Origin of the sequence: Actinomadura scrupuli (genome assembly GCF_050971785.1) — a bacterium.
Classification (GTDB): domain Bacteria; phylum Actinomycetota; class Actinomycetes; order Streptosporangiales; family Streptosporangiaceae; genus Actinomadura_E; species Actinomadura_E scrupuli.
Genome location: NZ_JBPCCU010000001.1, coordinates 588,194 through 612,744, shown reverse-complemented (window position 1 = coordinate 612,744; position 24,551 = coordinate 588,194). Strand labels below are relative to the sequence as shown.

Genomic DNA, 24,551 nt, shown 5'->3' with positions numbered 1-24,551 from the left:
TTGCGGGCTAGGGCAGCACCTTCAGCGAGCCGACCAGGAAGTTGATGTCCGGCCACAGCTTCCGGCTGGTGTTGGGGACCGCCATGAACAGGACCGCCGGGGTTTTTCGGCCCGCATCAATCACCGCCACGGTCACCACGTCACCGGTCGCCTTGATACCGGGCCGGTGGAAGGTCAGGTACGAGCTGATCAGCCAGCCCTTGTGCCCGTTCAGGTTCAGCGGCTGGGAGGCCAGCGGCTTCGTCTTGTGGGCGAACCCGTACAGCCGGGCCTCGGTCTGCTGGGCGTAGGCGGCGGCCGCCGCGCGCTCGGTCCCGGGACCCGCGTAGATGTCCTGCTCCGCCGGGCCGAGCACGCCGCTCAGCAGCTGGGCGTACCAGAGCTGCTTGGGCGTGTGCTCGGTCACCACGATCTGCTGACCGGACCAGCCGAGCAGCGCCAGCCCGCTCTTGCGGGTGGGCACCTTCCACGGCGCGCCGAGCCGGGGGTACGACAGCCCGCTGAAGGTGTCGTTGATCCGGCCGGCCGCCTTGGTGTGGGCGCCGGGGAACGTCGGCAGTTGCTTGTCGGGGGGGAGCGCGACCGTGGGCGGCTTGGCGCTCTTCTTCCCTGAGCCCTTGGCCGGCGTCGAGGGCTGCACGGACTTGTCGCCGCCGCCGGACTTGAGCAGGAACACCGTCGCCGAGGCGACCAGCGCGATCACGAGCAGGCTGACACCCACGAACAGGCCCACCCGCGACCGGCCGCCGGTCTCGGCCTCGAACGAATCAGAGCTGCTGCCGCCGCCGTCCTTGGACTCCTCGGCCATCCACTCCGGCATCCGCCAGTTCCCGGAGCTCGGCATACCGGGCTTGGGCGGCGTACCCGGTCCCGACATGTCGACGCCGGCGTAGTTGCTGTCACCGGCACCGGACTCGACGCCGTCGAAGGCGTGGGAGTCCCAGCCTGCCGGAGGAGCGGACGGCTGCGCGGCTCCGGCCTGCTCGGCGGGCGCACCGGGCCCGCCCGGGAAGGTCTCGCCGGCCGGCTCGGATCCGGGCGCTCCGGAGGCGCTCGCCTCGGGAGCCCGGTCGAAGGAGGGGTCCATGGGTGGGAAGTCGTCCTCGGTGAAACCCTGCGAGATGAAGTCCGACTCGGGGTAGCGGCGTGCGGGGAAGTCGGTGGTCGGAAGCTCCGGCGCCGGGAAGCCGGAGGTGGCGGACTCCGAAGCGGCCGGCTCGAGCGGCGGGGGCGGTGGGAAGCCGGGGGTGGCGAACTCCGCGGACGAGAAGTCGGTACGCCCCTCGGGGGCCTCGACCACCTCCGCGGAGAAGGTCATGCGACCCACGACGGGCTCCTGCTGCGCGGCGGTCGAGACGCCTGATCCTGCTTGCTGTGGCGTCGGCGCCGCGAAGGGATTCGCGTCGTTGGGCTGGGACTTCGGGCCTGTCGAACGGTCGGTCGGTGCGTAGTCGTTCACATCGCCGCCGGGCGCGTTCCAGCGCTCCCCCTGATCGGACATGCGGCACAGGCTACGCGAAGATCAACATTTGGCGCAGGAGACGCATCACACTCGCGACACATATTCTCCTCCGCAGATCGTCCACAGCTGTCAGCCCGTTACATCCGGTTACCGCGGTAAATGACGGCGGGTTCCAGGCGCACGCCCCGCGCGCTCCTACCGCCCGGTGCCGCCCGCCGGCCCGCCGGAGGGTATCGGCGCAGGTGGGGCGAGTCTTTCGCGGGCCAGCAGGGTGCCGCCGACCACCGCCCCGGGCATGGCCACGACCGCGCCGAGCGGGATCAGGAAGAGCACCACCGTGGCGGCACCGAACCCGACGGCGAGCAGCCGATGCCGTTTGAGCAGCTGGAACCGGTCCCGCCGCCGCAGGCCCCGCCGCTCCAGGGCCAGGGCGGTGAGCTCCCCGGTGAGCAGGTAGCCGGTGACACAGGCCGCCAGGACCGGCACCACCGTCTGGCCGATGACCGGTACGAAGCCCAGCGCGAAGAACAGCAGGCCGAAGAGGACCGCGAAGAATCCCAGGATCAGCCCGTCCTTGATGCCCCGGACGATCTGCGTGAACAGCGAGACGTCCTGCTCCGGCGGAGCACCACCATGATCGTTCTCGGCTCGTACGGCGAGCGACTCGTAGAAGGGCTCACCGACCAGCAACGTGATCGCGGTGAACGTCACCATGGCCAGGAAGACGGCCGAGCCGAAGATCGCCAGTGCCGCGATCGTCCGGATGGTCTGCCGGGCCCCCTCCGACCAGTCGTCGGCGAACGGCGTGACCCATCCGGCCACGTCCATCACGTAGACCCCGAGGCCCACCAGGCCCGCCACGTAGACCACGAGGACGATCAACGCCGGGATGAGGCCGAACAGCCACTGGGCAGGGTGCCGGGCCACCCAGCCGAGCCCCCGGGCGAGGTAGCCGACCCCCGCGAAGAGATCGCGAATGCCGCCCTGGCGCCGTGGCGCGGGCGGCTGAGCATACGGCTGTGCATAGGGCCCGTTCACCGCGCCACCTTACAGCGGCCCAGTCTGATTGATCCAGATTGGACCTTTTGACCTGCCAATACGGTTCCTAGAGTGGTCCTTCGGGCCCGCACGGGGTGGCGGGCGATGCCGTACGAGGAGTTGACGATGAACGCGCGCATGGACCTTGCCGCACTGGAGCCGGCGGCCTACAAGGCGATGCTGGGGCTGGAGAAGTACCTCGCCCAGAGCACCCTTCCCAAGCCGTTGCTCGAGTTGGTGGAGCTGCGCACGAGCCAGATCAACGGCTGTGCCTACTGCGTGGACATGCACGGGGCGGACGCCAAGGCGGGCGGGGAGTCCGACGAGCGGCTGTTCGCGGTGGCCGTCTGGCAGGAGGCGCCCTTCTTCACCGAGGAGGAGCGGGCGGCCCTGGCGCTCACCGAGGCCGCCGCGCGGCTCAGCGAGGGCGGTGACCGGGTGCCCGACGAGGTCTGGGAGCAGGCCGCCAAGCACTTCGACGAGCACACGCTGGCCGCGCTGGTCACGGCCATCGCGACGATCAACGCGTGGAACCGGATCGGCGTGGTCACCCGGATGGTCCCGAGGTCGTACCAGAAGTGACCCCGGGGCGTGGGGCGAAGCCCCACACCGGGGGTCCGGGGTCGCCCCCCGGGAAAAAACAGCGGCCCCCGGCGAAGGCGAGCAAAGCTCGCCGAACACCAAGGGCCGGGCCGAGCGCCAAGGGCCGCGTGGGGCGAAGCCCCACACCGGGGGTCCGGGGGTCGCCCCCCGGGAAAAAACAGCGGCCCCCGGCGAAGGCGAGCAAGGCTCGCCGAGCACCAAGGGCCGGCTCGTGGAGGTGCAGGGAATCGAACCCTGGTCCTACGGTAATGATTCAGGTCTTCTCCGGGTGCAGCCTGCTAGGCGTTTTCTCGGCCCCGGCACTCACGCAGGCAAGTTGCCGACGGGCTCAGCCGCTGTTTGTTTTTCCTACCAACCCCGCGACCGGGCTGGAAGGTGGAGTCTCCTTACGATGCCAGATCCCGGGTCGGAGACGCTCCCGGGCTGACAGAGTCGCTACTCGCCTCAGGCGGCGAGGGCGAACTCAGTGCGCTTAGAGTTGGCACTTATTGGTTTGTGGTCACAGGATTAACGAGGTCACGACCACAACCCTCGACCCGCTTCACCTGACTCGACCACCGCAGTCGAAGCCAGTCACCCCCATGTTGAGTTGTCAACCGGACGCCGAGGCGTCCAGAACAGACCGTACATGCACAACGCCCCGGAAGCCAACGGGATTCCCGCCGGTGTACGGCCCGGAGGGCCCGGAGCGGCCTCGGTGCGGCAGCGCGCCCACTCATGACGAGGCCCCGGTGGATGTGTAACGTGTCACGTCCACCGGGGCTGACCGGCAGGGTCGGGCCGGTCCGGACCCAGAGCCTCCCCCCGAGACGAGGCTCTGGTCTCATCACGGCGACTGAGCTCCGCAACCCCCAGGCGGGTCCCAGTCACTTACGTAGACGTGCGGGACCCCGGGGATGGTTGCAGCCTCCCGGCAAAGACATCACAAACTTGTAACGGAGTGGCCACGCGTCAGTGGGGCACGAACGGGGTCGTCCGGCCCGCCGGCCGGTTGGTCCCCGCGGTGGCGCTCGCGGGCGGCTTGGTCCCGGGCGTCGTCTGGTTGACGGTGGCCGCGTTGAGGAACTTGGCGGCGACCGTGGCGGCGTCGACCTTGCTCTCCACCGCGATGGCGAAGGCCACGTCACCTCGGTAGCCGACGAACCACGAGACGGTCCTGCCCTGGCCGTAGTCGACCGAGGCGGCCACGCCGTTGACCCGCGACTGGCCGGGAACGTTGGCCTTCTGGCCGGTGCCGTAGGCGACCGACCGCCGCATCAGCAGCTGCAGGCTCTTGACGACCCCTCCCGGCAGCACCTGCGGCTGGGCGAGGGGCGTCTGCTGCTGGGGCTGCAGGGCGGACTGCACGACGTTGTTGAGCAGCTGTGGCGGCCGCCAGGTCCCCGAGTCGACCGCACCCGCCACCAGGGCCATGGCGAGCGGGCTGGTCAGCACCTTGCCCTGGCCGATCATGGTGAGGGCCTTCTCGCCCTCGTTGACGGGCGGCCGCACCGAACCGGTGAAGACCGGGACCGTCAGGCCCCAGTCGAGACCCAGGCCGAACCTGCTCGCCTCCCGGGCCAGCGTCGCCGCGTCGAGCGAGCTGCCGAGCGGGGCCAGCGTCGTCGTGCAGGACCTCGCGAAGTTGCGGTCGAACGTCGCGTTGCCGGGCCGGGACGAGGCGGTGTTGATCACCTGGCCGCCGACCGTGACCGTGGCGGGGCACGGCAGCATCTGGCTCGGCTGCAGGCCGCGCTGGAACAACGCCTCGGCCGACACGAGGCCGAAGGTCATGCCGGGCGGGTACTGGCCCTCGAGGGCGAGGTTCCGGCCGCCGGTCCCGCTGTTGGCCACGGCGAGCACCTCGCCCGTGGAGGGCTTCACCGCGACCATGGAGGCCGGTCCCCGTACGCTCCTCAGCGCCTGCTCGGCCCGGACCTGGGTCTTGGGCTCCAGAGTCGTGCGGAGCGGCTGGGGGACGTCCTTGGACGGCCACGTGGTGAGCACGGTGGGCTCTTTGCCGTCCTGCGGGTTCTCCGCGACGACCTTCACGGTCGGGGTGCTGGCCAGCTGACGCTGGTAGAGCAACTGCAGGCCCGAGTCGCCGATGGTGTCACCCGGCTGGTAGGGCGCACCGACCTGCTGGAGCTTGACCGCGGTCGCCGGGCCGAGGGTGCCGACGAACTCGGCGGCCATGCTCGGCGCGATCTGCTGGATCTGCGACCGCACGACGAGGCCCGGGATCTGACCGGCCTTGGCGATGATCGATCTGTTCGCCGGGATCTGCTCCAGCGTCGCCAGCGGCAGGAACTCCTGGGGCGGTGCGGAGTTGACCCGGCCGATCAACCGGTCGGGGTCCAGGTTGGTGATCAGGGCCAGGGCGTCCAGGGTGGCCTTGGGATCGCGCAGCGACCGGGGGATGACGCCGACGATGTCGGTCCTGACCGCCTTGAGCAGCGGCTTGCCCTGGTAGTCCTGGACGGGTGCCCGCTTGGGCGTCTCGGTGACCACCGCCAGCCGCTGACCGTTCTCCAGCAGCGGATGGATGATCGAGGGGGTCCAGACGATCTTCCAGCCGGTACCGGACCGGCGCAGGTGCATCTGGCTCGGGTAGGTCCAGGGGTCGCCGTTCTCGCCGAGGTCGATCTTGACCTGGAACTGCGCGTCGTAGCCGTCGCCACTCTCAACGATCTTGGAATTGTTGATCGACAGCTTGACGGACGCCGCGTCGAGCTGCTGTGGCACCGCCCGCAGCGCCTCGGCCACGGCGGCGCGGTCACCGGTGGTGTGCTTGGCCGCCGCCGTGTAGTTCTGGACCTGCCATGCGATCAGGAAGTCCTGGACGGTCCCGAACGGCGAAGGCTCGGCGAAGCCACAGGCCCCCAGGGTGCTGACCAGCATCCCGCAGACCAGCGCGGCGCCGGCCTTCCTGGCCTTCGTCATCCACAGTCCCTTTCCTCGACCCCACGACGACGCCACCACGGCTCCGCTCCGGTGTCCTCACGCACGGCCGGGGGCCCGGCCACGCTGCCGGGTGACACGCGCCATCTCCCGCTTGCTCTCACGCTCCGCGATGGCCTGCCGCTTGTCGTGCGACTTCTTACCGCGCGCCAGCCCGATCTCGACCTTGGCCCTGCCGTCATTGAAATACAAGGCGAGCGGGATCACCGTCAATCCCGACTCCCGGGTCTTTTCGATGATCCGCTGGATCTCCCGCTTGTGCAGGAGCAGCTTGCGGCTACGGCGGGCCGAGTGGTTGGTCCAGGTGCCCTGGAGGTACTCCGGAATGTGCACGTTCATCAGCCACACCTCGCCGTCGCGGACCTGAGCGTATCCGTCCACCAGCGAGGCCCGTCCGGCGCGGAGCGACTTGACCTCGGTCCCCATCAGGACCAGGCCCGCCTCCCACGTGTCGTCGATGTGGTAGTCGAAACGGGCCTTCTTGTTCTGGGCGATGAACTTGCGCCCTTGCTCCCGTGGCACTTGATCATCCTCGGTCTTTCGTCGGCAGCGTGGCGAGCAGGCCGCGCAGCACGGCCAGTGCGCGCTGTTCGGCCGTCAGGGGCGGGCGATCGGCGGAGATCGCCACGTCAGGGTCGATCCCCACCCCATCGAGATTACGACCGGCCGGGGTCCGGTAGCGACCCACGGTCAGTTCCAGCGCGGACCCGTCGGCCAGCCGCACCGGCTCCTGGACCGATCCCTTGCCGAACGTACGTGATCCTACGATCACCGCGCGGTCCCGGTCACTCAGGGATCCCGCCACGACCTCCGCGGCGCTCGCCGTGCCGGCGTCCACCAGCACCACCAGCGGGGTCCTGCCGTCGCCGGGGGCCGTCACGTCGAACCGCTGCGGCGCGGCGCCGCGCTTCTCGTAGGTGACCACCCGGCCGCCGGTGAGGAAGGCCGACGCGGTCTCCACCGCCTCGTCGAGGAGGCCGCCGGGGTTGCCGCGCAGGTCGAGCACCAGCCCGCCCGCGCGGCTCGCCGGGTCGGTGGTCACCGCCTCGCGCACCTGCCGCCCCACCCCCCGGGTGAAGGCGGTCACCTGGATGAACCGGACCTGGCCGGGACGCGGCCGTACGGTCACGTCGCTGGTCTCCACCAGCGAGCGGCGTAGCCGGAAACGGTGCTCCACGCCCGCGCGGCGCACCCGGAGCTCCACCTCGCCGGCCGGCCGGCCGCGCAGTGCGGTCGCGACCTCGGTCACCGACCAGCCGGTGGCCGGCGACCCGGCCACGGCGATGACCACGTCCCCGACCCGTACCCCCGCCCGGTCGGCGGCCGAGCCGGGCTGCACGCTGGCCACCTGTACGGCCGCGCCCTCGGAGGTCCCCAGCCACAGGCCCACGCCGCTGTAGCGGCCGTTGAGCCGGCCCTGCACGTCGTCGTACTCCTGTGCGGTGTAGTAGTGCGCCCAGCGATCACCGAGGCGGCGCAGCATGGCGGTGACGGCGGCGCGTTCAAGATCACTACGCGGGACCGGCGCCGCGGCCTCACCGGCGATGCGCCGGGCCGCCTCGTCGAGGACGCCGGGCGGGCGGGCGACCGGCGGCGTGCGCTTCACCGGCCCGGCTCCGCTCATGACTCCGGCGCCATAGGCGCAGACCACCGCGACGACGACCGCCGCCCCGCGGAACGCACGACCCGTGAGCCGGAGCATGCCGGGCAGTCTACGCCGACGCGCCGCCGGCGGTCGGTGCCACGAGAAACGCCGGGCCCGCCCCGATCAGACCCGCAGGTAGCGGCGGAGGGTGAGGAACGAGGCTCCGGCGCACAGCAGGATGCCGAAGACCATCGAGACCACGATGACCTGGATCACCGATGCCCAGCCCAGCTGACTGGCGAACTGCAGCGAGCCCTGCAGCCGGTCGATCAGCATCATCTTGGCGACGATCAGCAACCCGGTGGCGATGACGCCGCCGACGAAGCCGGCGATCGCCCCCTCCAGGATGAAGGGCAGCTGGATATAGGTGTTGGAGGCCCCGACCAGCCGCATGATGCCGGTCTCCCGGCGCCGGTTGAACGCCGACAGCCGGACCGTGTTCGCCACCAGCAGCACCGCCGCGACGACCTGGATCAACGCGATGAGCAGCGCGGCCCACTGCAGGCCGCCCAGGATCCGGAAGAACTTCTTCAGGATCTCCTGCTCGTTGACCACCTGGTCCACGCCGGGAGCGCCGTTGAGCTGGGAGACGACGGCCTTCCACTGCTCGGGATTCTTCAGCCGGACCCGGAAGGAGCCGGGGATGTCGCCTTCCTTGGTGCTCTGCACGAAGCCGGGCTGGCTGGCGAAGCGGTCCTTGAAGCGGGCGAACGCCTGGGCCGGGGTCTCCTCGATCACGCCACCCGTACTGACCTGCGGCATCGCCTGGAGCTGGGACTTGAGCTTGTTCTTGTCCGTGTCAGAGATGTCCTGCTTGTTGCAGCTCGGGTTGGAGCTCGACTTGTTGCAAAGGAAGATCGAGACCTGGACCTTGCCGTACCAGTAGCTCTTGGAGTTGTCGACCTGGGCCTTGATGAGCAGGCCGGTGCCGAACAGCGCCATGGCGATGGCGACGGTGATGACGAGCGAGATCGTCATCGTCAGGTTCCGGCGTAGACCGATCCAGATCTCCTGGAAGACGAACTGTACTCGCATGTCCTTGGCAGTCCTCGCTGATCGGTGATTCCCATGGCGGTACGGACGCCGCCGGCCGTACGGTTCAGTACGCCTGGCCGTACACGCCACGCGCCTGGTCGCGGACGACCCGGCCGTCCTCGAGCTCGACGACCCGCTTGCGGAAGGCGTCGACGATCGCGGCGTCGTGGGTGGCCATGACGACGGTGGTGCCGGTCCGGTTGATCCGGTCGAGCACCTTCATGATGCCGATCGAGGTCGCCGGGTCGATGTTCCCGGTCGGCTCGTCGGCAAGCAAGATCATCGGTCTGTTGACGAAGGCCCTGGCGATGGCGACCCGCTGCTGCTCTCCACCGGAGAGCTCTTCGGGCAGCCGGTGTTGTTTGCCTTCGAGACCGACCAGGTCGATCACCTCGGGCACGACCTTGCCGATGAACCGCTTCGGCTTGCCGATCACCTCGAGCGCGAACGCGACGTTCTCGAAGACGTTCTTGTTGGGGAGAAGCCGGAAGTCCTGGAAGACGCAACCGATCCGGCGCCGCAGATGCGGCACCTTCCAGTTGGTCAACCGGCTGAGGTCCTTGCCGGCCACGTGGACATGGCCTTGGGTCGGACGCTCTTCTTTGAGCACAAGTCGCAGGAAGGTCGACTTACCAGATCCCGACGGACCGACCAGGAAGACGAACTCGCCCTTTTCTACGGCGACGTTCACATGCTGGAGGGCCGGACGGTTCTGGTTCGGGTAGACCTTGGTGACGTTGTCGAAATGGATCACGGCTGCATCACGGCGTGCCAGTCTAGGGGCTGTTAGACGACGGTGTCCGCATTCCTTGCCTGGGAAAACCATGGCAAGCAATCATCGGCCGGCGCGGGCTCCGGTTTGGCGGACCGGTTGGCCATCCCGCAGTCTAGAGGGGACACTGGCATGGATCGTCCAACTTGGGCGTAACCGACCTGGCTATCCGAGTCAGGCTCTTGTTACCAGAGCCGCCTCGGCCGCCGGCGCCGGCATGATCGGGAAGGGAGGGGTGCGGTATGAGCTGCGAACATCTGATCTGTGCTCGGTGCTCGGGGCCGGTCGTCGAGGGCCGCTGTCCCAGCTGCCGGGCCACGCGAGCCGAAGTGCACCACCATGGCCCGGCGGTGCCCCCGGCGGTGATCCTGCTCGCGCTCGTGCTGGCCTTCGTGCTGGCGCTGGTGCTGCGGCAGATGTACTAGCGCCCGCCGCGGAGCGGACGCGCCGGCCGGAACGCGCCGATCGAAGGCGCTGATCGGGATGCGCGGATCGGGATGGGCTGATCGTGATGGGCTAGGAGGGGCTGGCCTTGTTGGCCGCGTTGGTCGGCGCACCGTCATGGGCGATCACGTCCACCTTGGGCTGCGGGGCCTTGACCTTCGGCTGTACGGGGTCGTAGACGCTGAACTGCAGCGTCTCCCAGACCTGCAACTGGTCCTTGAGGACCCGTGAGTCGAGCAGATGTGCGACCTCGCGCGGGACGGCCGGCTGCAGGCCCTTCTTACGGACGTACGTCACGGTCTGCCGGTTCAGCGCGTACACCACCAGGCCGCCTCCGTCCACGGTCCGCAGGCCGAAGACCGGGAAGGCCGTCGCGGTGAAGACGGGCTCGTAGGTCAGCCCGGCCTCCTTGGCCTTCTTGCGGGCCTTCAACGTCTGGGTGTAGTAGCCCGAGGTGTAGGTCCCGGTCTTCATCACCCGGTGCCCGGGATTGGTGGCGCCCTCCTCGGCCATGGCGGCCTGGATGGACTGCACGTCGCGCGGTCTGATCACCAGGCTTCCGTCGAAGGTCGCCAGCGCCGTCGCGTAACCCTCCGGGTCCAGCTTCACCTGGGGGAGCTTGACCCCCTTGAGCAGCAGGGTGGACAGGCTCAGCTTCCACCGGCCGGTGACCGAGGCCCGGTTGAAGGCCATGAGGACCGAGCGCTTGGAGGCGGGGTCGCCCCGGACGGTCCGGTCCATCGACACCATGAACCACTGCGGGTACGAGCTGAGCCGGGGGACGTACACGGTTGGGGTCCCGTAGACGTAGCGGGACACCGGGTCGCCGGTGAAGGCCGACTTGCGGAACTCGGCCGCGGTCAGCTGGGCCTGGCCGTCGCTGGCCCACGACAGCGCCAGCCGCTCGTCGCCGCTGGCCCTGGCCACGTCCTCGTTGTTGATATAGCCCTTCAGCGCCTGGGCGGCGACCTGGGGGGTGAGCGGCTCCGCCGCGGGCGAGGAGGTGACGGCGACCGTCCTGGTCGGCGTACGTTTCGGCTTCGCGCAGGCGGTCGGCCCGGCCAGGAGCAGCACGACCGTGAACGCGGCCGCCGTCTTTCGCACCGTACCGCCCCCAGTTCGTCCGTGATCCGCCATGCTGATCGCTGATTCTGCCATCCGCGCGAACTCGCACGATGCCCGACCGGCCTCAACTGCGCATCCATCTTGCCGCCCGGCCACCGGAGGGCGTCAGGCGCTCTGGGCGCGGCGGACCGCCGATAAGCTGGGGGACGTGGCAGCCATCGACCCCATGGAACAGCTCAAGGAGCTCAACTCGACGCTCACCGGCATCGAGGCCGTACTCGACCTCGACGTGATGCGGCGCGACATCGCCGAGCTCCGCGAGGAGGCCGCCGACCCCAGCCTGTGGAACGACCAGGATCACGCCCAGGACGTCACCCGCCGGCTGTCGTACATGGAGAGCGAGCTGACCAAGGTCGAGGGGCTGCGCAGCCGCCTCGACGACGTCGGGGTGCTGTTCGAGCTCGCCGCGGACGAGGACGACTCCGACACCCGCGACGAGGCCATGCGGGAGCTGGAGTCGCTGCGCAAGGACATCCAGCAGCTCGAGGTCCGCACCCTGATGTCGGGTGACTACGACGCCCGCGAGGCACTGGTCACCATCAACTCCCAGGCCGGCGGGGTGGACGCCGCCGACTTCGCCCAGCAGCTCCAGCGGATGTACACCCGCTGGGCCGAGCGGCACGGCTACCCGACCGAGATCTACGAGACCTCCTACGCGGAGGAGGCCGGCATAAAGTCGACCACCTTCACCGTCAAGGCCCCCTACGCCTACGGCACGCTGCGCGGCGAGCACGGCACCCACCGGCTGGTCCGGATCTCGCCGTTCGACAACCAGGGCCGCAGGCAGACCTCGTTCGCCGGGGTCGACGTGGTGCCGGTCGTCGAGCAGACCGACCACATCGACATTCCGGACGACGACCTGCGGGTGGACGTCTACCGGTCGTCCGGCCCGGGTGGGCAGGGTGTCAACACCACCGACTCCGCCGTCCGGCTGACCCACCTGCCGACCGGCATCGTGGTGTCCTGCCAGAACGAGCGCAGCCAGCTGCAGAACAAGGCCACCGCGATGACGGTCCTGCAGGCCAAGCTCCTGGAGCGCAAGCGGCAGGAGGAGGCCGAGGAGATGAACAAGCTGCGGGGTGAGGGCACCAGCAGCTGGGGCACCCAGATCCGCAGCTACGTCCTCCAGCCGTACCAGATGGTCAAGGACCTGCGGACCAACCACGAAGAGGGCAACCCGCAGGCCGTCCTCGACGGCGCGATCGACGACTTCATCGACGCCGAGATCCGCTGGCTCCGCCGCGCGGAGGCCGAGGGCGGCGACTCCCTCTGACCCCCGGTGGCCTGACGCCTGTGGCCTGACCCCTGTGGCCTGACCTCGTGGCGGCGGGCCGTCGGCTCCACTCTCCGTATTCGCAGGGTAATTTCCCGGTCACCGTGTGATGATGGGAGTGCAACGCACCTTCGGGTGCCGGCGACCGGCACTATCCCGAGCGACCGCTGCGTGCGGGCTCGCCGGCACCCGATGACCCGTCCGGGAACCCCGACGGCACCTTGAGGGCTCCTCGGGGGCTCCCCGGCGGCCCCAGGTCCGGGTACGCGACACGCCGATGATCAGTGCGACGTACACTGACGCGCGCAACTGGTGACCCCCACGCTCCAGGATCGGCCATGCTCCGACGCCTCCTCCCGGCACTGCTCTGCGCCGCCGTGCTGTGCGGCGGCTGTTCCGGCGACGCGACGCCCCCGGTGGCCGATGTGCGGAGCACGGAGCCGGCCGTCCCACCGGCGATCACGGCACCCGAGTCGCTGAAAGTCCTCGACGACTACGTGACCGGGCACAACGGCGCGGCGGCGTCGGGCGAGCTCAAAGCCTGGCGGGACACCGCGACCGGCCCGCTCCGGGAGGTCCTCTCCGCCCAGGCGACGGCCGGCCACGGACGCCCGAAGTCCGGCAGGATCTCGCTGGTCAACCCGGTGATGTACGTCCCGAGGCTGACCGGCTACCCCCGGTGGTTCGCGGCCGCCGCCCTGGAGGAGCATCCAGGCGGCGGCGCGCCCGTCGAGGTGGTGCTGCTGTTCGTCCGCGCGACCGCGGCCGAGCGCTGGCGTCCCGCGCACCGGCTGCCCTTCAAGGGCCGGCCACCGGAGATCGCCACCGACGGTCAGGGGTACGCGCTGCCGGTGGCCCCGCAGGCGGCCGGTTTCGTCCTCGCACCGGGCGGGCTCCCCGCGGCCCATGCCGCCTATCTCAACGGGCGGACTTCTCCGGCGTTCGCCCCCGACCCGTACACCGCCTCCCAGCGCGCGCCGCTGCCGGCCGCTGGCGGCTGGAGCCGGACGGACGCCTTCACGCCCGGCGGCGCCCCGGTGTACGCGCTGCGCACCAAGGACGGCGGCGCCCTCGTCTGGTACACCGTCACGCAGGCCACCCGGCTGACCTCGGACGGCTCCGGCTCGGCGGCCACCCTGCCCGCGGCGGTCCGCGCCTACCTGGGCGGCGGCGAGGGCGGCGGCGAGGGCGGCGCCGAGAAGGCCGTGGGCAGAGCCGAGGCGACCTGGATGTGGCTGGCGATCGGCTACCTCCCCACCCGGGGCAGGGCGGCCGTCCTCGGCGAGAACGTCACCCTCACCCGCGCCACCGCCGCGCCCTGACCCGCACGCCCCGCGTCCCACTGGCCGGGGTCAGGTCCGCAGGCGGGCCCAGACCCATTTACCCGGCAAGCGGCCGGTTGCGGGGTCGATGGGGTCGGGCTGGTGACCCCAGCCGGCGGAGAGGGCCGCGACGAGATGCAGGCCCCGGCCGCCGTCGGTATCGAAGTCGTGCTCCGACAGGTCAAGGCCGTCCAGGACCGGCTCCACCGGAGGTGCCGGCCGGGGCGGGCGCGGGCTGCGGTCCCAGACGCCGATCACCACGGCGCCCGCCTCCCTGCGGAGGGCGAGTTTTATCTCCTGCCCGGGTGTCTCCCGAATGGCATTGGTGATCAGTTCGGTGACCACCAGAAGCGCATCGTCGGAAATATGAGAACAGTCCCATTTGCAGAGCCGTTGTTCCGCAAGCGTACGTGCGAGCCCCGCTGTGGCCGGGGACGCGAGCATGGGCATGAGCAGGTGTTCCGTCGCCATCGTCACCGATGTACCGCCCTTGGAGCGCATTCCGATTTCCTGCTCTCAGAATGGCTCGCTGGACCTAGCATCGGCTGTGTCCACAAGAATTCAAAACAGCGGAGGACTCATGCCGATCGTCCGCAATCCCCTCGACCCCAAGATCTCCTTCTGGCACTTCCTCGCCTACTACCTGCGCTTCACACGCGAAAAGCAGGGTCTCTCGCTCACTCAGTGGGGCCAGATCATCGGCGCGGCACGCTCGTCTGTTTCAAACATGGAGGCGGGCCGCCACAAGGTCCAGGACGACCAGGTCAGGCTCATCGACGGCCACTTCGGCACCGGCCGCCTCTTCGAGTTACTGCTCTGGTACGCCCGCACCGCCCACAATCCCGACTGGTTTCGCCAGTACACGGGGTACGAGAGACAGGCCCTCTCGATCAAGATCTATCACAGCCAGGTCATCCCGCTCGCCCTCCAGACCGACGAGTACACCTGGTGTTATGTGCAGACGGGCACCTTCAAGGACTTCGATGCCGAGATGGCGCAACGCGTCGCCCGCAAGCGAGCCATCCTCGATCGAGAGGACCCGCCGTACATCTGGGTTCTGCTGGATGAAAGCGCTCTGGCTCGCGTGGTCGGTGGTCCAGACGTCATAAGCGCCCAACTCCAGCGACTACTACTTCTGGCCGACAAGCCGAACATAATCGTCAGAATCGTACCCTTCACCGGAGGAGCACATCTCGGCGCCGACGGCCCCTTCCAGATCATCGGTCTCGACAACCGCGAGATCGCATATGCCGGTGCGCAGATCGGTGGACGCCTGATCGAGTCGCCCAGCGAAGTCCGGGAGATGTCGGTTATGTTCGATTTAATCGGCGCGAAGGCCGCCTCCGAGGATGCCTCTCGCGAGATCATCAAGCAGTACCTGGAGCGATACCTGTGACCACGCAATGGCGAAAGAGCTCTCACAGCGGAGGGGCCAACGACTCGGCGTGTGTGGAGGTCGCGCGGCTGCCCGCTGGCATCGGGGTGCGCGACTCCAAGCACCCCGCCGCCGGCCACCTGGCCCTGACCCCCGTCCAGTTCGCCGCCCTGCTCACCCAGGCCAGGCACGGGACCCTCGACCGCTGAACCCCCACCCTTCGTGATCATGCAATCGTCCGTCGAACGATTGCATGATCACGGGGTAGAAGCTCAGGCGCAGCGGCTCGGCAAGCGGATTCCATACTTCCGGGGGCCGGGGTCGGGGTCGGCGGCCAGACCCGCTCCTCCGTGACATTTGCCCTGACCACCGATGCGCGGCCCTGGATCACGCCCGATCAGCAGGCCGCCTCGGGGTGGTCAGGGCAAATGCGAGCCGAGAAGGCACCTCCCCCCGGCGGGCCATACGGAGTCCACCCGGCCGGCTCGCCACCTACGGACGGTAGGCGTCACGGTGATCGATTCCGCCGCCGCGCCACCGGTTGGGGGAAGCTCTGACACCAGATGGCCTGCCGGGTACCTCCATACCGCTACGTCACCGGGGCAGGGTGCTCGCCGTGACGAGGGTGCGGATGGCGCCCAGGGCTACCGACAGCGTGGCGAGGTCGAAACTGTCGCTCTCCCCGATCTCGGTGAGGGTCTGGCGGGCCCGCAGCACCGCGGCCTCGTTCTTCTCCACCCAGACCAGCAGCCGCTCCTCCGGCGGTATCCCCGGAGGCGTGGTCAGCAGGACGTCCCTGGTGAGCGCCGCGTGCGCCGCGTAGAGATCGTCGCGCAGCGAGGATCGGGCCATCGAGCGCCACCGGTCGTCCCGGGGCAGCGCGGTGATCCGGTCGCGGAGCCGGGCGAGCTGCAACCGGTCGGCCAGGTCGAAGTAGACCTCCGCGGTCTCCTCCACCGGCCGGTCGGTGTCATGGGCGATCTCGACCAGGTCGAACGTCGAGTAGGCCGGCACCATCACCGCCACCTGCTCGGCCAGTTCGTCCGGTACGCCGCGCTCGGCGAAGGCCGACCGGCGCTCGTCGAAGGCCTCGAGGTCCCGGCCGACCAGGAGCTTGGCCAGGACCGGCGCCAGGGCCAGCGCGCCGTCGGCGAAGGAGCCGATGGTCTCGGCGATGTCGAACGGCGGGCGCCGGTTGTGCAGCAGCCAGCGGGCGCCCCGCTCGGTGAGCTTGCGGCCCTCCAGCAGCATCGATATCTGCACGGACTCCTCGACCTGGTGGTCGAGCGCCTCGACCGAGGCCCAGAACCGCGGCATGTCGAACACCGCGCGGGCGACCAGGTACGCCCGGGCGATGTCGCAGTTGTCCGCGCCGGTCTCCTCGTTGAGCCGGAACACGAAGCTGGTGCCGCTCCGGTTGACCAGGTCGTTCACCACCTGGGTGGTGATGATCTCCCGGCGTAGCGGATGCCGGTCCATGTAGCCGCGGAACTTCTCGTGCAGCGGGGTCGGGAAGTAGTCGACCAGCCAGCTCTCGAGGTAGCTCTCGTCCGGCAGCGCCGACTCGACCAGCTCGTCCTCCAGGGTGAGCTTGGCGTAGGCGAGCAGCACCGCGAACTCGGGCTGGAACAGCCCGAGCCCCGCCTGCCTGCGCTCGGCGATCACCTTCTCGTCGGGCAGGAACTCCAGCCGCCGCTTGAGCTTGCCGTCGCGTTCGAGCCGGCGCAGGTAACGGGAGTGCACGTGCATCATGCCGGGCGCCTGCGCGCGGGCCGCCGCCAGCACGACGTTCTGCCGGTAGTTGTCGGGCAGCACCAGGTCGGCGACCTCGGCGGTCATGTCGTAGAGCAGCTGGTTGCGCTGCTTGCCGGTCAGCTCGCCGTCGCGGACGACCTGGTCCAGCAGGATCTTGATGTTGACCTCGTGGTCGGAGGTGTCGACCCCGGCCGAGTTGTCGATGAAGTCGGTGTTGACCAGGCCGCCGCCGCGGGCGAACTCTATCCGGCCGAGCTGGGTCATCCCCAGGTTGCCGCCCTCACCGATGACCTTGCAGCGCAGGTCGGTCGCGTCGGCCCGCAGCGAGTCGTTGGCCTTGTCCCCCACGTCGGCGTGGTTCTCGACCGCGGACTTGACGTAGGTGCCGATGCCGCCGTTCCACAGCAGGTCCACCGGGGCGCAGAGCGCCGCGTGGATGAGCTCGTACGGGGCCAGTGCCGCGACGTCGGAGGCGATGCCCAGCGCGGTGCGGATGTGCCGGTTCAGCCGGATCGACTTGGCGGCCCGCGGGAACACCCCGCCACCTTGGGAGATCAGCGAGGTCTCGTAGTCCTCCCAGGTGCTGCGGGCCATGGCGAACAGCCGCTTGCGCTCCTCGAAGGACACCGCCGGGTCGGGGTCGGGGTCGATGAAGATGTGCCGGTGGTCGAAGGCGAAGAGCAGCTTGATGTGGTCCGACAGGAGCATGCCGTTGCCGAAGACGTCCCCGGACATGTCGCCGATGCCGACGACCGTGAAGTCCTCCTTCTGGACGTCCTTGCCGAGCGAACGGAAGTGGTAGCGCACCGACTCCCAGGCGCCGCGGGCGGTGATGCCCATCGCCTTGTGGTCGTAGCCGACCGATCCCCCGGAGGCGAACGCGTCGCCGAGCCAGTAGTCGTACGACGCGGCGACCTCGTTGGCGATGTCGGAGAACGTCGCGGTGCCCTTGTCCGCCGCGACCACCAGATAGGTGTCGTCCCCGTCGTGGCGTACGACGTCGGGCGCGGGCACGACCTGGCCGTCCACCAGGTTGTCGGTGATGTCGAGGAGTCCGGAGATGAACTCCTTGTAGCACTCGATGCCGGCCTTCATGAAGGCGTCGCGGTCGCCCGGCGGGGGCAGTTGCTTGCCGACGAACCCGCCCTTGGCCCCGGCCGGCACGATCACGGTGTTCTTCACCGCCTGCGCCTTGGCCAGGCCGAGGATCTCGGTGCGGAAGTCCTCCGGCCGGTCCGACCAGCGCAGCCCGCCGCGCGCCACCGAGCCGAAGCGCAGGTGCACGCCCTCGACCCGGGGCGAGTACACGAAGATCTCGTACTTGGGCCGGGGCAGGGGCACGTCGGGGATCCGGTGCGGGTCGAACTTGATGGAGAGGTACGGCTTGTTCTGGTACAGGTTCGTGCGCAGGGTGGCGTGGATCATCGCGTTGTAGGCGCGCAGGATCCGGTCCTCGTCCAGGCTGGCGACCTCGTCGAGCTTGCCCTCGATCTCCTCCGCGATGCCGGCGCTGCGCTCGTCCTCACCGCCGGCCAGGCTCGGGTCCATCCGGCTCTCGAACAGCCGGACGAGCAGCCGGGTGAGGGAGGCGTTGCGGAGCAGCACCTGCTCGATGTAGCGCTTGCTGAAGGAGGTCCCGGTCTGGCGCAGGTACAGCGCGTAGGCGCGCAGCAGCATCGCCTGCCGCCAGTTCAGCCCGACGTGCAGGACCAGCGCGTTGAAGCCGTCGTTCTCGATCTCACCACGCCACAGAGCGCCGAACGCCTCCTGGAACAGGCCCTTGACCTCTTCGTCGGCGACGTCCGGGGAGGGTGTGTACCGCAGCCCCAGATCGTAGATCCACGAGGGCGTGCGATCGGCGGTGACGATCTCGTACGGGCGCTCGTCGATGACCTCGACGCCCAGGTTGTGCAGCAGCGGCAGCACATGGGAGAGGGAGATGGGCGGCCCCAGCCGGTAGATCTTGAGCCGCCGCTCACCCGGTGCCGCGTTGTACGGCTCGTACAGGTTGATCGTGGTCTCGCCGGACTCGGTGAGCAGGTCGAGCCGCTTGAGGTCGGCGACGGCGGTGCGGGCGGGGAAGTCGGCCTTGTAGCCCTCGGGGAAGGCGTCGCCGTAGCGGCGGGATAGCAGCCCGGAGCCCTCCTCCCCGCACTGCTCGACGATCGCCTCGGCCAGGTCGTCGGACCAGGACCGCGTCGCGGCCGCCAGCCGCCGCTCCAGCTCGTCGGTGTCCACGTCGGGCAGCTGCCGGCCGCGTTCGCCGCGGACGACCACGTGCAGCCGGGCCAGCATCGACTCCGACACCTGGGCGCTGTAGTCGACCTGGACGCCCTTGAACGCGCGCCGCAGGATCTCCTGGATGCGCAACCGGATCTTGGTGGTGTAGCGGTCGCGGGGCAGGTAGACCAGGCACGACATGTAACGGCCGTAGTCGTCCTTGCGCAGGAACAGCTTGAGCTGGCGGCGCTCCCGCAGCCGCAGCACCCCCATGGCGATCGGCTCCAGATCGTCCACCGAGGTCTGGAACAGCTCGTCGCGCGGATAGGCCTCCAGGATCTCGATCAGGTCCTGGCCGTCGTAGCTCTCCGCGGTGAACCCCGCCCGCAGCAGGATCTCGTCGAGCTTGCGCTTGAGCACCGGGATGTGCGAGATCGACTCGCTGTAGGCGACGTGCGTGAACAGCCCGAGGAACCGGCGTTCACCGATCACCTCGCCCTTGGCGTCGAACTTCTTGACCCCGATGTAGTCGAGGTAGTGCGGCCGGTGCACGGTGGCCCGCGAGTTGGCCTTGGTGAGGATGAGCAGCCGCCGCTCCCGGGCCTTTGCCCGGACCTCGGGGGGCAGCGCGGCGAAGCTGTCGGACTCCTGCTTGTCCTCGCGCAGGATACCGAGGCCGGTGCCGGGGATGGTGCGCAGCGCCGCGCCGTCCTCGCTCAGGGAGTAGTCGCGGAAACCGAGAAAGGTGAAGTGGCCGTCGGCCAGCCAGTCGAGCAACTCGACGCTCTCGGCGATCTCCTTGTGCGGCAGCGGCGGGGCCTGCTCGGCGATCTCGATCGCGATGCCGCCCGCCAGCGAGCGCATCTTCGGCTCGTCCTCGACGGCGGCGCGTACGTCGTGCAGCACCCGCTGCAGGTCGTCCTCCAGGCGGTCGAGCAGCTCCCGGTCGCTGGTTCGCTCGATCTCGATGTGGGTCCAGGACTCGTCGAGGTCCTGGTCGGTGTCGCGGTGGCCGCGGAATCCGTGCAGCTTCCCGAGGACGTCACGGTCCACGCCGAGCAGGGGGTGCACGATGAGGTGGGTGGTCAGCTGGTGCCGGTTGAGCTCCATCGTGAGCGAGTCGACCAGGTAGGGCATGTCATCGGTGACCACCTGGACGATCGAGTGGCCGGGATCCCAGCCGTACTCCTCGATGGTGGGGGTGAAGGCGCGCACCTTCGCCCGCCCCTGCGGGCGGTCCTCCCCCAGCGCCCGGTGGCTCATCGCCGGTCCGCAGATATCCGCGGGATCCCGGTCGAGTAGATCTTCCGGTGCCACTCCCCGGTAGTAGAGGCGCAGGAACTCCAGTGCGTCGCCGAGGTTCACCGCTCCCGTGCCGGGGGTCCGGGCACAGGTCTCGGCCGCCCGCTTGAGCAGATCGTCCTTTGCCTCTTCGAGCTTGCCGCCCATTACCTGTCTCACTCCTTAGTGATGCGCCGGCCGCCTGCGCCAAGGATCCCGCCACCAGGGCATGGCCGTCCGCAGACAGGCCGAACCCGCGGGGTTTCTCGCATGCGACCGCCACCACGTCACGTCGTTGTGACATGGCACTCCCCCTCGATACCTTAGCCAGATTTCCTGCTATGTCCCCACGATCGAGGGTCGTGGCCTGGCCGAATGTCCGTAGGCCGGGCAGTGACCGTCCGGGTCGCGCACCTGCCCGTCAGGACAGGGCTCCGGCTCCGGCGTGACGCAGTCACCGCCGTGATCACGGACCTGCCCGGGCGGGCACGTCGTCGGCTCCACACAGATGCCGTCCGAGCCCCGGACCTGGCCGCTGGGGCACGGTGACGGCATGCACTGCCCGTCCGAACCGCGGATCTGCCCCGCCGGGCAGGGCCGAGGCAGCGTCGGGCACCGGCCGTGGGCGTCCGGCTGGGCGCCGTTCCGGCACGTCACCGGCTGCACCGGCCGGGTGGTCGACTGGCTGGGAGTGGCGGTGTCCGGCTCCGGCTCCGGGGCCGCAGAGGTCGGGGATCCGAGCCCGCCGGAGTCCCCGGCCGACGCGGGCACCGAGGTCGTCGAGTTGTTCCCCACCCGCCCGGACGACCGCCCGTGGTCGGCGATCAGCATGGCGCCGACCACGATGGCCACGGTCGCCAGCACGGCCCCCGCCACCGCCAGGGCCGCCCCCCGGCCACCGCGCCGCGCAGGGTCCCCGGGCGGGTACCCGTGCCCGGAGACCGGGGCGGTGTCCGGCCCCCCGGCGCTCTCCAGCGGCACCACCGTGGTGTCCTGGGCGTACGGATACGGACCGGCCGGCGTCCCATGCCCGGCCGGTGAGTGCGGTGGGCCCGCGGTCCCCAGCTCGGTCGGCGGGTGTGCCGGGGTCCCCTGCGGGGGCGTGCGCCGGGCCGCCATGGTGGCGCCCTCGGCCAGCATCTCGGCCGCCGCCGGTGCCGACGGGGACGGCGACACCTGGGACTCGTCCTGGCCGAGCAGCCGCATCAGCAGCCCGCGGGCGGTGGGGCGCCGCCCGGGGTCCTTGTCCATCGCCGCGGAGACCAGCTCACGCAGCGGGCCGCCCAGGCCGTGCAGGTCGGGGTCCTCGCTCATGCTGCGCATGAGCACGGCGCCCACCGAGTCCGAGCCGAAGGGGGACCTGCCGGTGGCCGCGAAGGCGATCGTCGCGCCCCAGGCGAAGACGTCGGCGGGGCCCTCGGCCTCCTCGCCCCGCAGCTGCTCGGGCGCGATGAAACCGGGGGTGCCGATGCCCCTGCTGGAGGTCGAGGAGGTCGAGTCGAGCGCCCTGGCGATCCCGAAGTCGATCACTCGCGGACCGTCCGGGCCCAGGAGGACGTTCGCCGGCTTGAGATCGCGGTGCACGATGCCGGCCTGGTGGATGGCCACCAGCGCGGTCGCGATGCCGATCGCCAGCCGGTCCAGCGCTCCGCCGGTGAACGGCCCGCGCTCCGCCACCAGTTCCTTGAGCGACGCGCCGGGGACGAACTCGCTGACGAGGTAGGGCCGGTCCCCCTCCATGTCCGCGTCCAGCACCTGGGCGGCGCAGAACCGGGCGACCCTCTTGGCCGCGATCGCCTCCCGGATGAATCTGTTCCGTGCCGCCGGGTTGTCCAGCAGCTCGGGATGGAGCAGCTTGACCGCGACCTCCCGGCCGTCCTCGGCTCTGCCCAGGAAGACGGCGCCCTGGCCGCCCACCCCCAGCCGGCCCAGCAGCTCGTACGGCCCCAGGCGCCGCGGATCACCCGGCTGCAGAGGCGTCGTGGTGCCGTGCGTAACCCCGTCGTCCATGGCGGACCGCTCCTCCCGCAGTCACTGAGCCCGAGCGTACGACGCGTGACCGGTCGGTGTTAGATGCCTGTTGGTGCGATCGGCCTGTGAATCGCGGCACGATCAGCTACAGCCGGCGTATCCGCAGTTCGACGGCTGGGTCGAACCCGTGCCGGTCGAACCACCCGTGCCGGTCGTCCCGGTGCCGGTGCCGGTCCCGGTACCGCCGGTGCCGGTCCCGCCGGTGCCCGTGCCGGTGCCTGTTCCCGTGCCGGTCCCTGTTCCCGTGCCGGTGCCCGTTCCCGTGCCGGTCCCTGTTCCCGTGCCGGTGCCGGTCCCGGTACCGCCGGTGCCGGTCCCGCCGGTCCCGGTCCCGCCGGTGCCGGTGCCCGTTCCGCCGGTGCCGGTGCCGCCGCCGTGGTTGCCACCGGTCGTGCCGCCGGTCCCGCCGGTAGTCCCGCCCCCGGTCGTACCCCCGCCGGTCCCCCCGGTGGTGCCCGGGGTGGCGGTGGTGCCGGGAGTGGCGGTGGTCCCGCCGGTGCCGGCGTTCGCCGACGGCGTGCCGGCGGGCTGCGGACGGGTGCCCTGCGAGGCGGGGGCGGTGCCGCCGTCGTCATCGGTCGAGGTGACGGCCGTCGACGACGGGCTCGCGCTGGACGTCGAACCCGCGTTCTTCACCGGCGTCGAGGGGTCATGCTGGGAGAGCAGGAGGACTCCGGCCACCGTCGCCGCCGCCGCCAGCCCGCAGGCGCAGGCCAGGGCGGCCCGCCGGCCGGCCCCGCCCGCGCGGCGCCGGGGCTCGTACGGGGTCTGCGCGAAGTCGGCCGCGGGCTGTGCCCCGTACCCGGCCGCGGGCTGCGTGGCGGCGTCGGGCACGCGACCGCCCATCCCGAACGCCGCGGCCTGTGCTCCGTACCCGGCCGCGGGCGCCGTCGCGGCCATGGCGTCGTTCGGTGCGCCCCCGGCGACCGGCGACGTCCGGCCGCGAGCCGAGGGCCCGTCCGGCGTCCCCGCCGCGCGGGCGGCGAAGGAAAGGCTCGTCGCGGCGAGGGTCGCGGCCTGCTCCAGGACCTCGGTGCCCACCAGGTCGGGTCCGGCCAGCGGTGCCGCGACCTCGTCCTGGCCGAGCAGGCGCAGCAGGATCTGGCGGGCCGTCGGGCGCTCGGCCGGGTCCTTGGCCAGGCAGTCCCGGACCAGCTCACGCATGGGCCCGGACAGCTCTCCCAGCTGCGGGTCCATCGTGAGGATCCGGTTGACGACCAGGGGGATCGAGTCCATCCCGAACGGCGGCAGGCCGGTCGCGACGAAGGTCATCAACGCGCCCCAGGCGAAGACGTCGATGGCCGGGCCGACCGGCAGTCCCTGCAACTGCTCGGGCGCCATGTACGCGGGGGTGCCGACGACCCGGCTGGACACGGTCGAGGTGCCGTCCAGTGCCTTGGCGATCCCGAAGTCGATCACGCGGGGGCCGTCCGAGGCCACCAGGACGTTGGCGGGCTTGAGATCACGGTGCACGATGCCCGCCTGGTGGATGGCCACCAGCGCGGTCGCGGTGCCGATCGCCAGCCGCTCCAGCGTGCCCTCGCCGATGGGCCCCTGCTCCTGCACGAGCTGCGCCAGCGAGGGGCCTTCGACGTACTCGCTCACGATGTACGGGCGGTCGCCCTCGACGTCGGCGTCCAGCACCTGAGCCGCGCAGAACCGGGCGACCTTCATGGCCGCCACCGCCTCCCGGACGAACCGGGCGCGCGCGGCGACGTCCTCGGTCAGGTCCGAGTGCAGCAGCTTGATGGCGACTTTACGCACGCCGGGCGTGCCGGCCTCGCCCTGGCCGGCCTGGGCCAGGCCGAGGAAGACGGCTCCCTGGCCGCCCGTGCCCAGCCTGGAGAGCAGCTCGTACGGTCCCAAACGTCGCGGATCTCCCGCACGCAGTGGCGTCCCGGCCATCTGGTCCACGGTCGTCGCCTGCATGACGGACCGCTCCTCTCGGGGTCTGGCGAGCCTGCCGGTCAAGTGTCCGGTCGGTCCCGCATTCAGTGAGATGCGTCTTTCCGGGTTGCGGTTCGATCCGCCGTCGGAGTTACCCATCAACCAGGATGAGCCGCACGAAAGCGCAGTTCAGACCGGAGAAACACGGGCTTGTAATTACGCGGGCAGGGGTAGAGACACGCCTAGTGATCTTCACTGGTTCATCAAGGAGGAGTGCAAGTGTCTGTTCCGGTAAAGGCCGCCGCTGCTACGGCGGGCCTCAGTCTGGCTCTGGTCGCGGCGT

The 24,551-nt window shown here is 70.2% G+C and carries 18 protein-coding genes and 1 other RNA gene; 6 read left to right on the top strand and 13 right to left on the bottom strand.

Going from position 1 to position 24,551, the window contains the following annotated elements; all coding sequences use genetic code 11:
• Nucleotides 1-7 precede the first annotated feature (7 nt).
• Together ACRYCC_RS02815 and ACRYCC_RS02810 are read right to left on the bottom strand one after the other, a co-directional pair.
• Nucleotides 8-1,501: a hypothetical protein gene (locus ACRYCC_RS02815; protein WP_433808334.1), complete on the bottom strand. Its 1,494-nt coding sequence runs from the start codon at nucleotides 1,499-1,501 to the stop codon at nucleotides 8-10.
• Nucleotides 1,502-1,657: 156 nt separating this feature from the next.
• Nucleotides 1,658-2,500: an EI24 domain-containing protein gene (locus ACRYCC_RS02810; RefSeq protein WP_433808332.1), complete on the bottom strand. Its 843-nt coding sequence runs from the start codon at nucleotides 2,498-2,500 to the stop codon at nucleotides 1,658-1,660.
• A gap of 126 nt (nucleotides 2,501-2,626) precedes the next feature.
• Here ACRYCC_RS02810 and ACRYCC_RS02805 point away from each other — a divergent pair, with 126 nt between their 5' ends.
• Nucleotides 2,627-3,082: a carboxymuconolactone decarboxylase family protein gene (locus ACRYCC_RS02805; RefSeq protein ID WP_433808330.1), complete on the top strand. Its 456-nt coding sequence runs from the start codon at nucleotides 2,627-2,629 to the stop codon at nucleotides 3,080-3,082.
• A 230-nt stretch (nucleotides 3,083-3,312) separates the two neighbouring features.
• On the opposite strand, the gene ssrA is transcribed toward ACRYCC_RS02805, so the two are convergent.
• The 6 genes from ssrA to ftsE all read right to left on the bottom strand — a co-directional run bounded on the left by ssrA (nucleotide 3,313) and on the right by ftsE (nucleotide 9,477).
• Nucleotides 3,313-3,684: a transfer-messenger RNA gene (gene ssrA / locus ACRYCC_RS02800) on the bottom strand.
• A gap of 370 nt (nucleotides 3,685-4,054) precedes the next feature.
• Nucleotides 4,055-6,025: a penicillin-binding transpeptidase domain-containing protein gene (locus ACRYCC_RS02795; RefSeq protein WP_433808328.1), complete on the bottom strand. Its 1,971-nt coding sequence runs from the start codon at nucleotides 6,023-6,025 to the stop codon at nucleotides 4,055-4,057.
• A gap of 57 nt (nucleotides 6,026-6,082) precedes the next feature.
• A complete protein-coding gene (gene smpB / locus ACRYCC_RS02790; RefSeq protein ID WP_433808326.1) occupies nucleotides 6,083-6,565 on the bottom strand; it encodes an SsrA-binding protein SmpB in 483 nt (160 codons plus the stop codon).
• 4 nt (nucleotides 6,566-6,569) lie between these two features.
• A complete protein-coding gene (locus ACRYCC_RS02785; protein ID WP_433808324.1) occupies nucleotides 6,570-7,745 on the bottom strand; it encodes a S41 family peptidase in 1,176 nt (391 codons plus the stop codon).
• 66 nt (nucleotides 7,746-7,811) lie between these two features.
• A complete protein-coding gene (gene ftsX, locus ACRYCC_RS02780) occupies nucleotides 7,812-8,723 on the bottom strand; it encodes a permease-like cell division protein FtsX (RefSeq protein ID WP_433808322.1) in 912 nt (303 codons plus the stop codon).
• 64 nt (nucleotides 8,724-8,787) lie between these two features.
• The gene (gene ftsE, locus ACRYCC_RS02775; protein ID WP_433809903.1) at nucleotides 8,788-9,477 is read right to left on the bottom strand and encodes a cell division ATP-binding protein FtsE; all 690 of its coding nucleotides are present in this window, start codon (nucleotides 9,475-9,477) and stop codon (nucleotides 8,788-8,790) included.
• A gap of 260 nt (nucleotides 9,478-9,737) precedes the next feature.
• Here ftsE and ACRYCC_RS02770 point away from each other — a divergent pair, with 260 nt between their 5' ends.
• Complete coding sequence (locus ACRYCC_RS02770; RefSeq protein WP_433808320.1) at nucleotides 9,738-9,920, top strand: hypothetical protein; 183 nt, start codon at nucleotides 9,738-9,740, stop codon at nucleotides 9,918-9,920.
• A 91-nt stretch (nucleotides 9,921-10,011) separates the two neighbouring features.
• On the opposite strand, the gene ACRYCC_RS02765 is transcribed toward ACRYCC_RS02770, so the two are convergent.
• The gene (locus ACRYCC_RS02765; protein ID WP_433808318.1) at nucleotides 10,012-11,043 is read right to left on the bottom strand and encodes a DUF8094 domain-containing protein; all 1,032 of its coding nucleotides are present in this window, start codon (nucleotides 11,041-11,043) and stop codon (nucleotides 10,012-10,014) included.
• Nucleotides 11,044-11,212: 169 nt separating this feature from the next.
• On the opposite strand from ACRYCC_RS02765, the gene prfB reads away from it, so the two are divergent.
• Nucleotides 11,213-12,337 carry a peptide chain release factor 2 gene (prfB, locus tag ACRYCC_RS02760; protein WP_433808316.1) on the top strand — a complete coding sequence of 375 codons (1,125 nt, stop codon included), beginning with the start codon at nucleotides 11,213-11,215 and terminating at the stop codon, nucleotides 12,335-12,337.
• A 338-nt stretch (nucleotides 12,338-12,675) separates the two neighbouring features.
• Nucleotides 12,676-13,659, top strand: coding sequence for a DUF8094 domain-containing protein (locus ACRYCC_RS02755; RefSeq protein ID WP_433808314.1), 984 nt, complete (start codon nucleotides 12,676-12,678; stop codon nucleotides 13,657-13,659).
• Nucleotides 13,660-13,689: 30 nt separating this feature from the next.
• On the opposite strand, the gene ACRYCC_RS02750 is transcribed toward ACRYCC_RS02755, so the two are convergent.
• Nucleotides 13,690-14,160, bottom strand: coding sequence for an ATP-binding protein (locus ACRYCC_RS02750; protein WP_433808312.1), 471 nt, complete (start codon nucleotides 14,158-14,160; stop codon nucleotides 13,690-13,692).
• 79 nt (nucleotides 14,161-14,239) lie between these two features.
• Here ACRYCC_RS02750 and ACRYCC_RS02745 point away from each other — a divergent pair, with 79 nt between their 5' ends.
• Both ACRYCC_RS02745 and ACRYCC_RS02740 read left to right on the top strand, forming a co-directional pair.
• On the top strand, nucleotides 14,240-15,055 hold the full coding sequence (locus ACRYCC_RS02745; protein ID WP_433808310.1) for a helix-turn-helix domain-containing protein: 816 nt from the start codon (nucleotides 14,240-14,242) through the stop codon (nucleotides 15,053-15,055).
• A complete protein-coding gene (locus tag ACRYCC_RS02740; protein WP_433808308.1) occupies nucleotides 15,052-15,243 on the top strand; it encodes a DUF397 domain-containing protein in 192 nt (63 codons plus the stop codon). Before ACRYCC_RS02745 ends, ACRYCC_RS02740 begins: the two co-directional genes overlap by 4 nt.
• 385 nt (nucleotides 15,244-15,628) lie before the next feature.
• On the opposite strand, the gene ACRYCC_RS02735 is transcribed toward ACRYCC_RS02740, so the two are convergent.
• The 3 genes from ACRYCC_RS02735 to ACRYCC_RS02725 form a co-directional block, all read right to left on the bottom strand.
• Nucleotides 15,629-20,458: an NAD-glutamate dehydrogenase gene (locus ACRYCC_RS02735; RefSeq protein ID WP_433808306.1), complete on the bottom strand. Its 4,830-nt coding sequence runs from the start codon at nucleotides 20,456-20,458 to the stop codon at nucleotides 15,629-15,631.
• A 171-nt stretch (nucleotides 20,459-20,629) separates the two neighbouring features.
• On the bottom strand, nucleotides 20,630-22,300 hold the full coding sequence (locus ACRYCC_RS02730; protein ID WP_433808304.1) for a serine/threonine-protein kinase: 1,671 nt from the start codon (nucleotides 22,298-22,300) through the stop codon (nucleotides 20,630-20,632).
• Between the two features lie 102 nt (nucleotides 22,301-22,402).
• Nucleotides 22,403-24,250, bottom strand: coding sequence for a serine/threonine-protein kinase (locus ACRYCC_RS02725; RefSeq protein WP_433808302.1), 1,848 nt, complete (start codon nucleotides 24,248-24,250; stop codon nucleotides 22,403-22,405).
• Nucleotides 24,251-24,551 lie beyond the last annotated feature (301 nt).

Bases quoted from the DNA above. Each gene is read 5' to 3' on its own strand.
- ACRYCC_RS02815 (WP_433808334.1), bottom strand. From the start codon at position 1,501: ATGTCCGATCAGGGGGAGCGCTGGAACGCGCCCGGCGGCGATGTGAAC.
- ACRYCC_RS02805 (WP_433808330.1), top strand. From the start codon at position 2,627: ATGAACGCGCGCATGGACCTTGCCGCACTGGAGCCGGCGGCCTACAAG.
- ACRYCC_RS02795 (WP_433808328.1), bottom strand. From the start codon at position 6,025: ATGACGAAGGCCAGGAAGGCCGGCGCCGCGCTGGTCTGCGGGATGCTG.
- ACRYCC_RS02785 (WP_433808324.1), bottom strand. From the start codon at position 7,745: ATGCTCCGGCTCACGGGTCGTGCGTTCCGCGGGGCGGCGGTCGTCGTC.
- ftsX (WP_433808322.1), bottom strand. From the start codon at position 8,723: ATGCGAGTACAGTTCGTCTTCCAGGAGATCTGGATCGGTCTACGCCGG.
- ACRYCC_RS02770 (WP_433808320.1), top strand. From the start codon at position 9,738: ATGAGCTGCGAACATCTGATCTGTGCTCGGTGCTCGGGGCCGGTCGTC.
- ACRYCC_RS02755 (WP_433808314.1), top strand. From the start codon at position 12,676: ATGCTCCGACGCCTCCTCCCGGCACTGCTCTGCGCCGCCGTGCTGTGC.
- ACRYCC_RS02750 (WP_433808312.1), bottom strand. From the start codon at position 14,160: ATGCGCTCCAAGGGCGGTACATCGGTGACGATGGCGACGGAACACCTG.
- ACRYCC_RS02745 (WP_433808310.1), top strand. From the start codon at position 14,240: ATGCCGATCGTCCGCAATCCCCTCGACCCCAAGATCTCCTTCTGGCAC.
- ACRYCC_RS02735 (WP_433808306.1), bottom strand. From the start codon at position 20,458: ATGGGCGGCAAGCTCGAAGAGGCAAAGGACGATCTGCTCAAGCGGGCG.
- ACRYCC_RS02730 (WP_433808304.1), bottom strand. From the start codon at position 22,300: ATGGACGACGGGGTTACGCACGGCACCACGACGCCTCTGCAGCCGGGT.
- ACRYCC_RS02725 (WP_433808302.1), bottom strand. From the start codon at position 24,250: ATGCAGGCGACGACCGTGGACCAGATGGCCGGGACGCCACTGCGTGCG.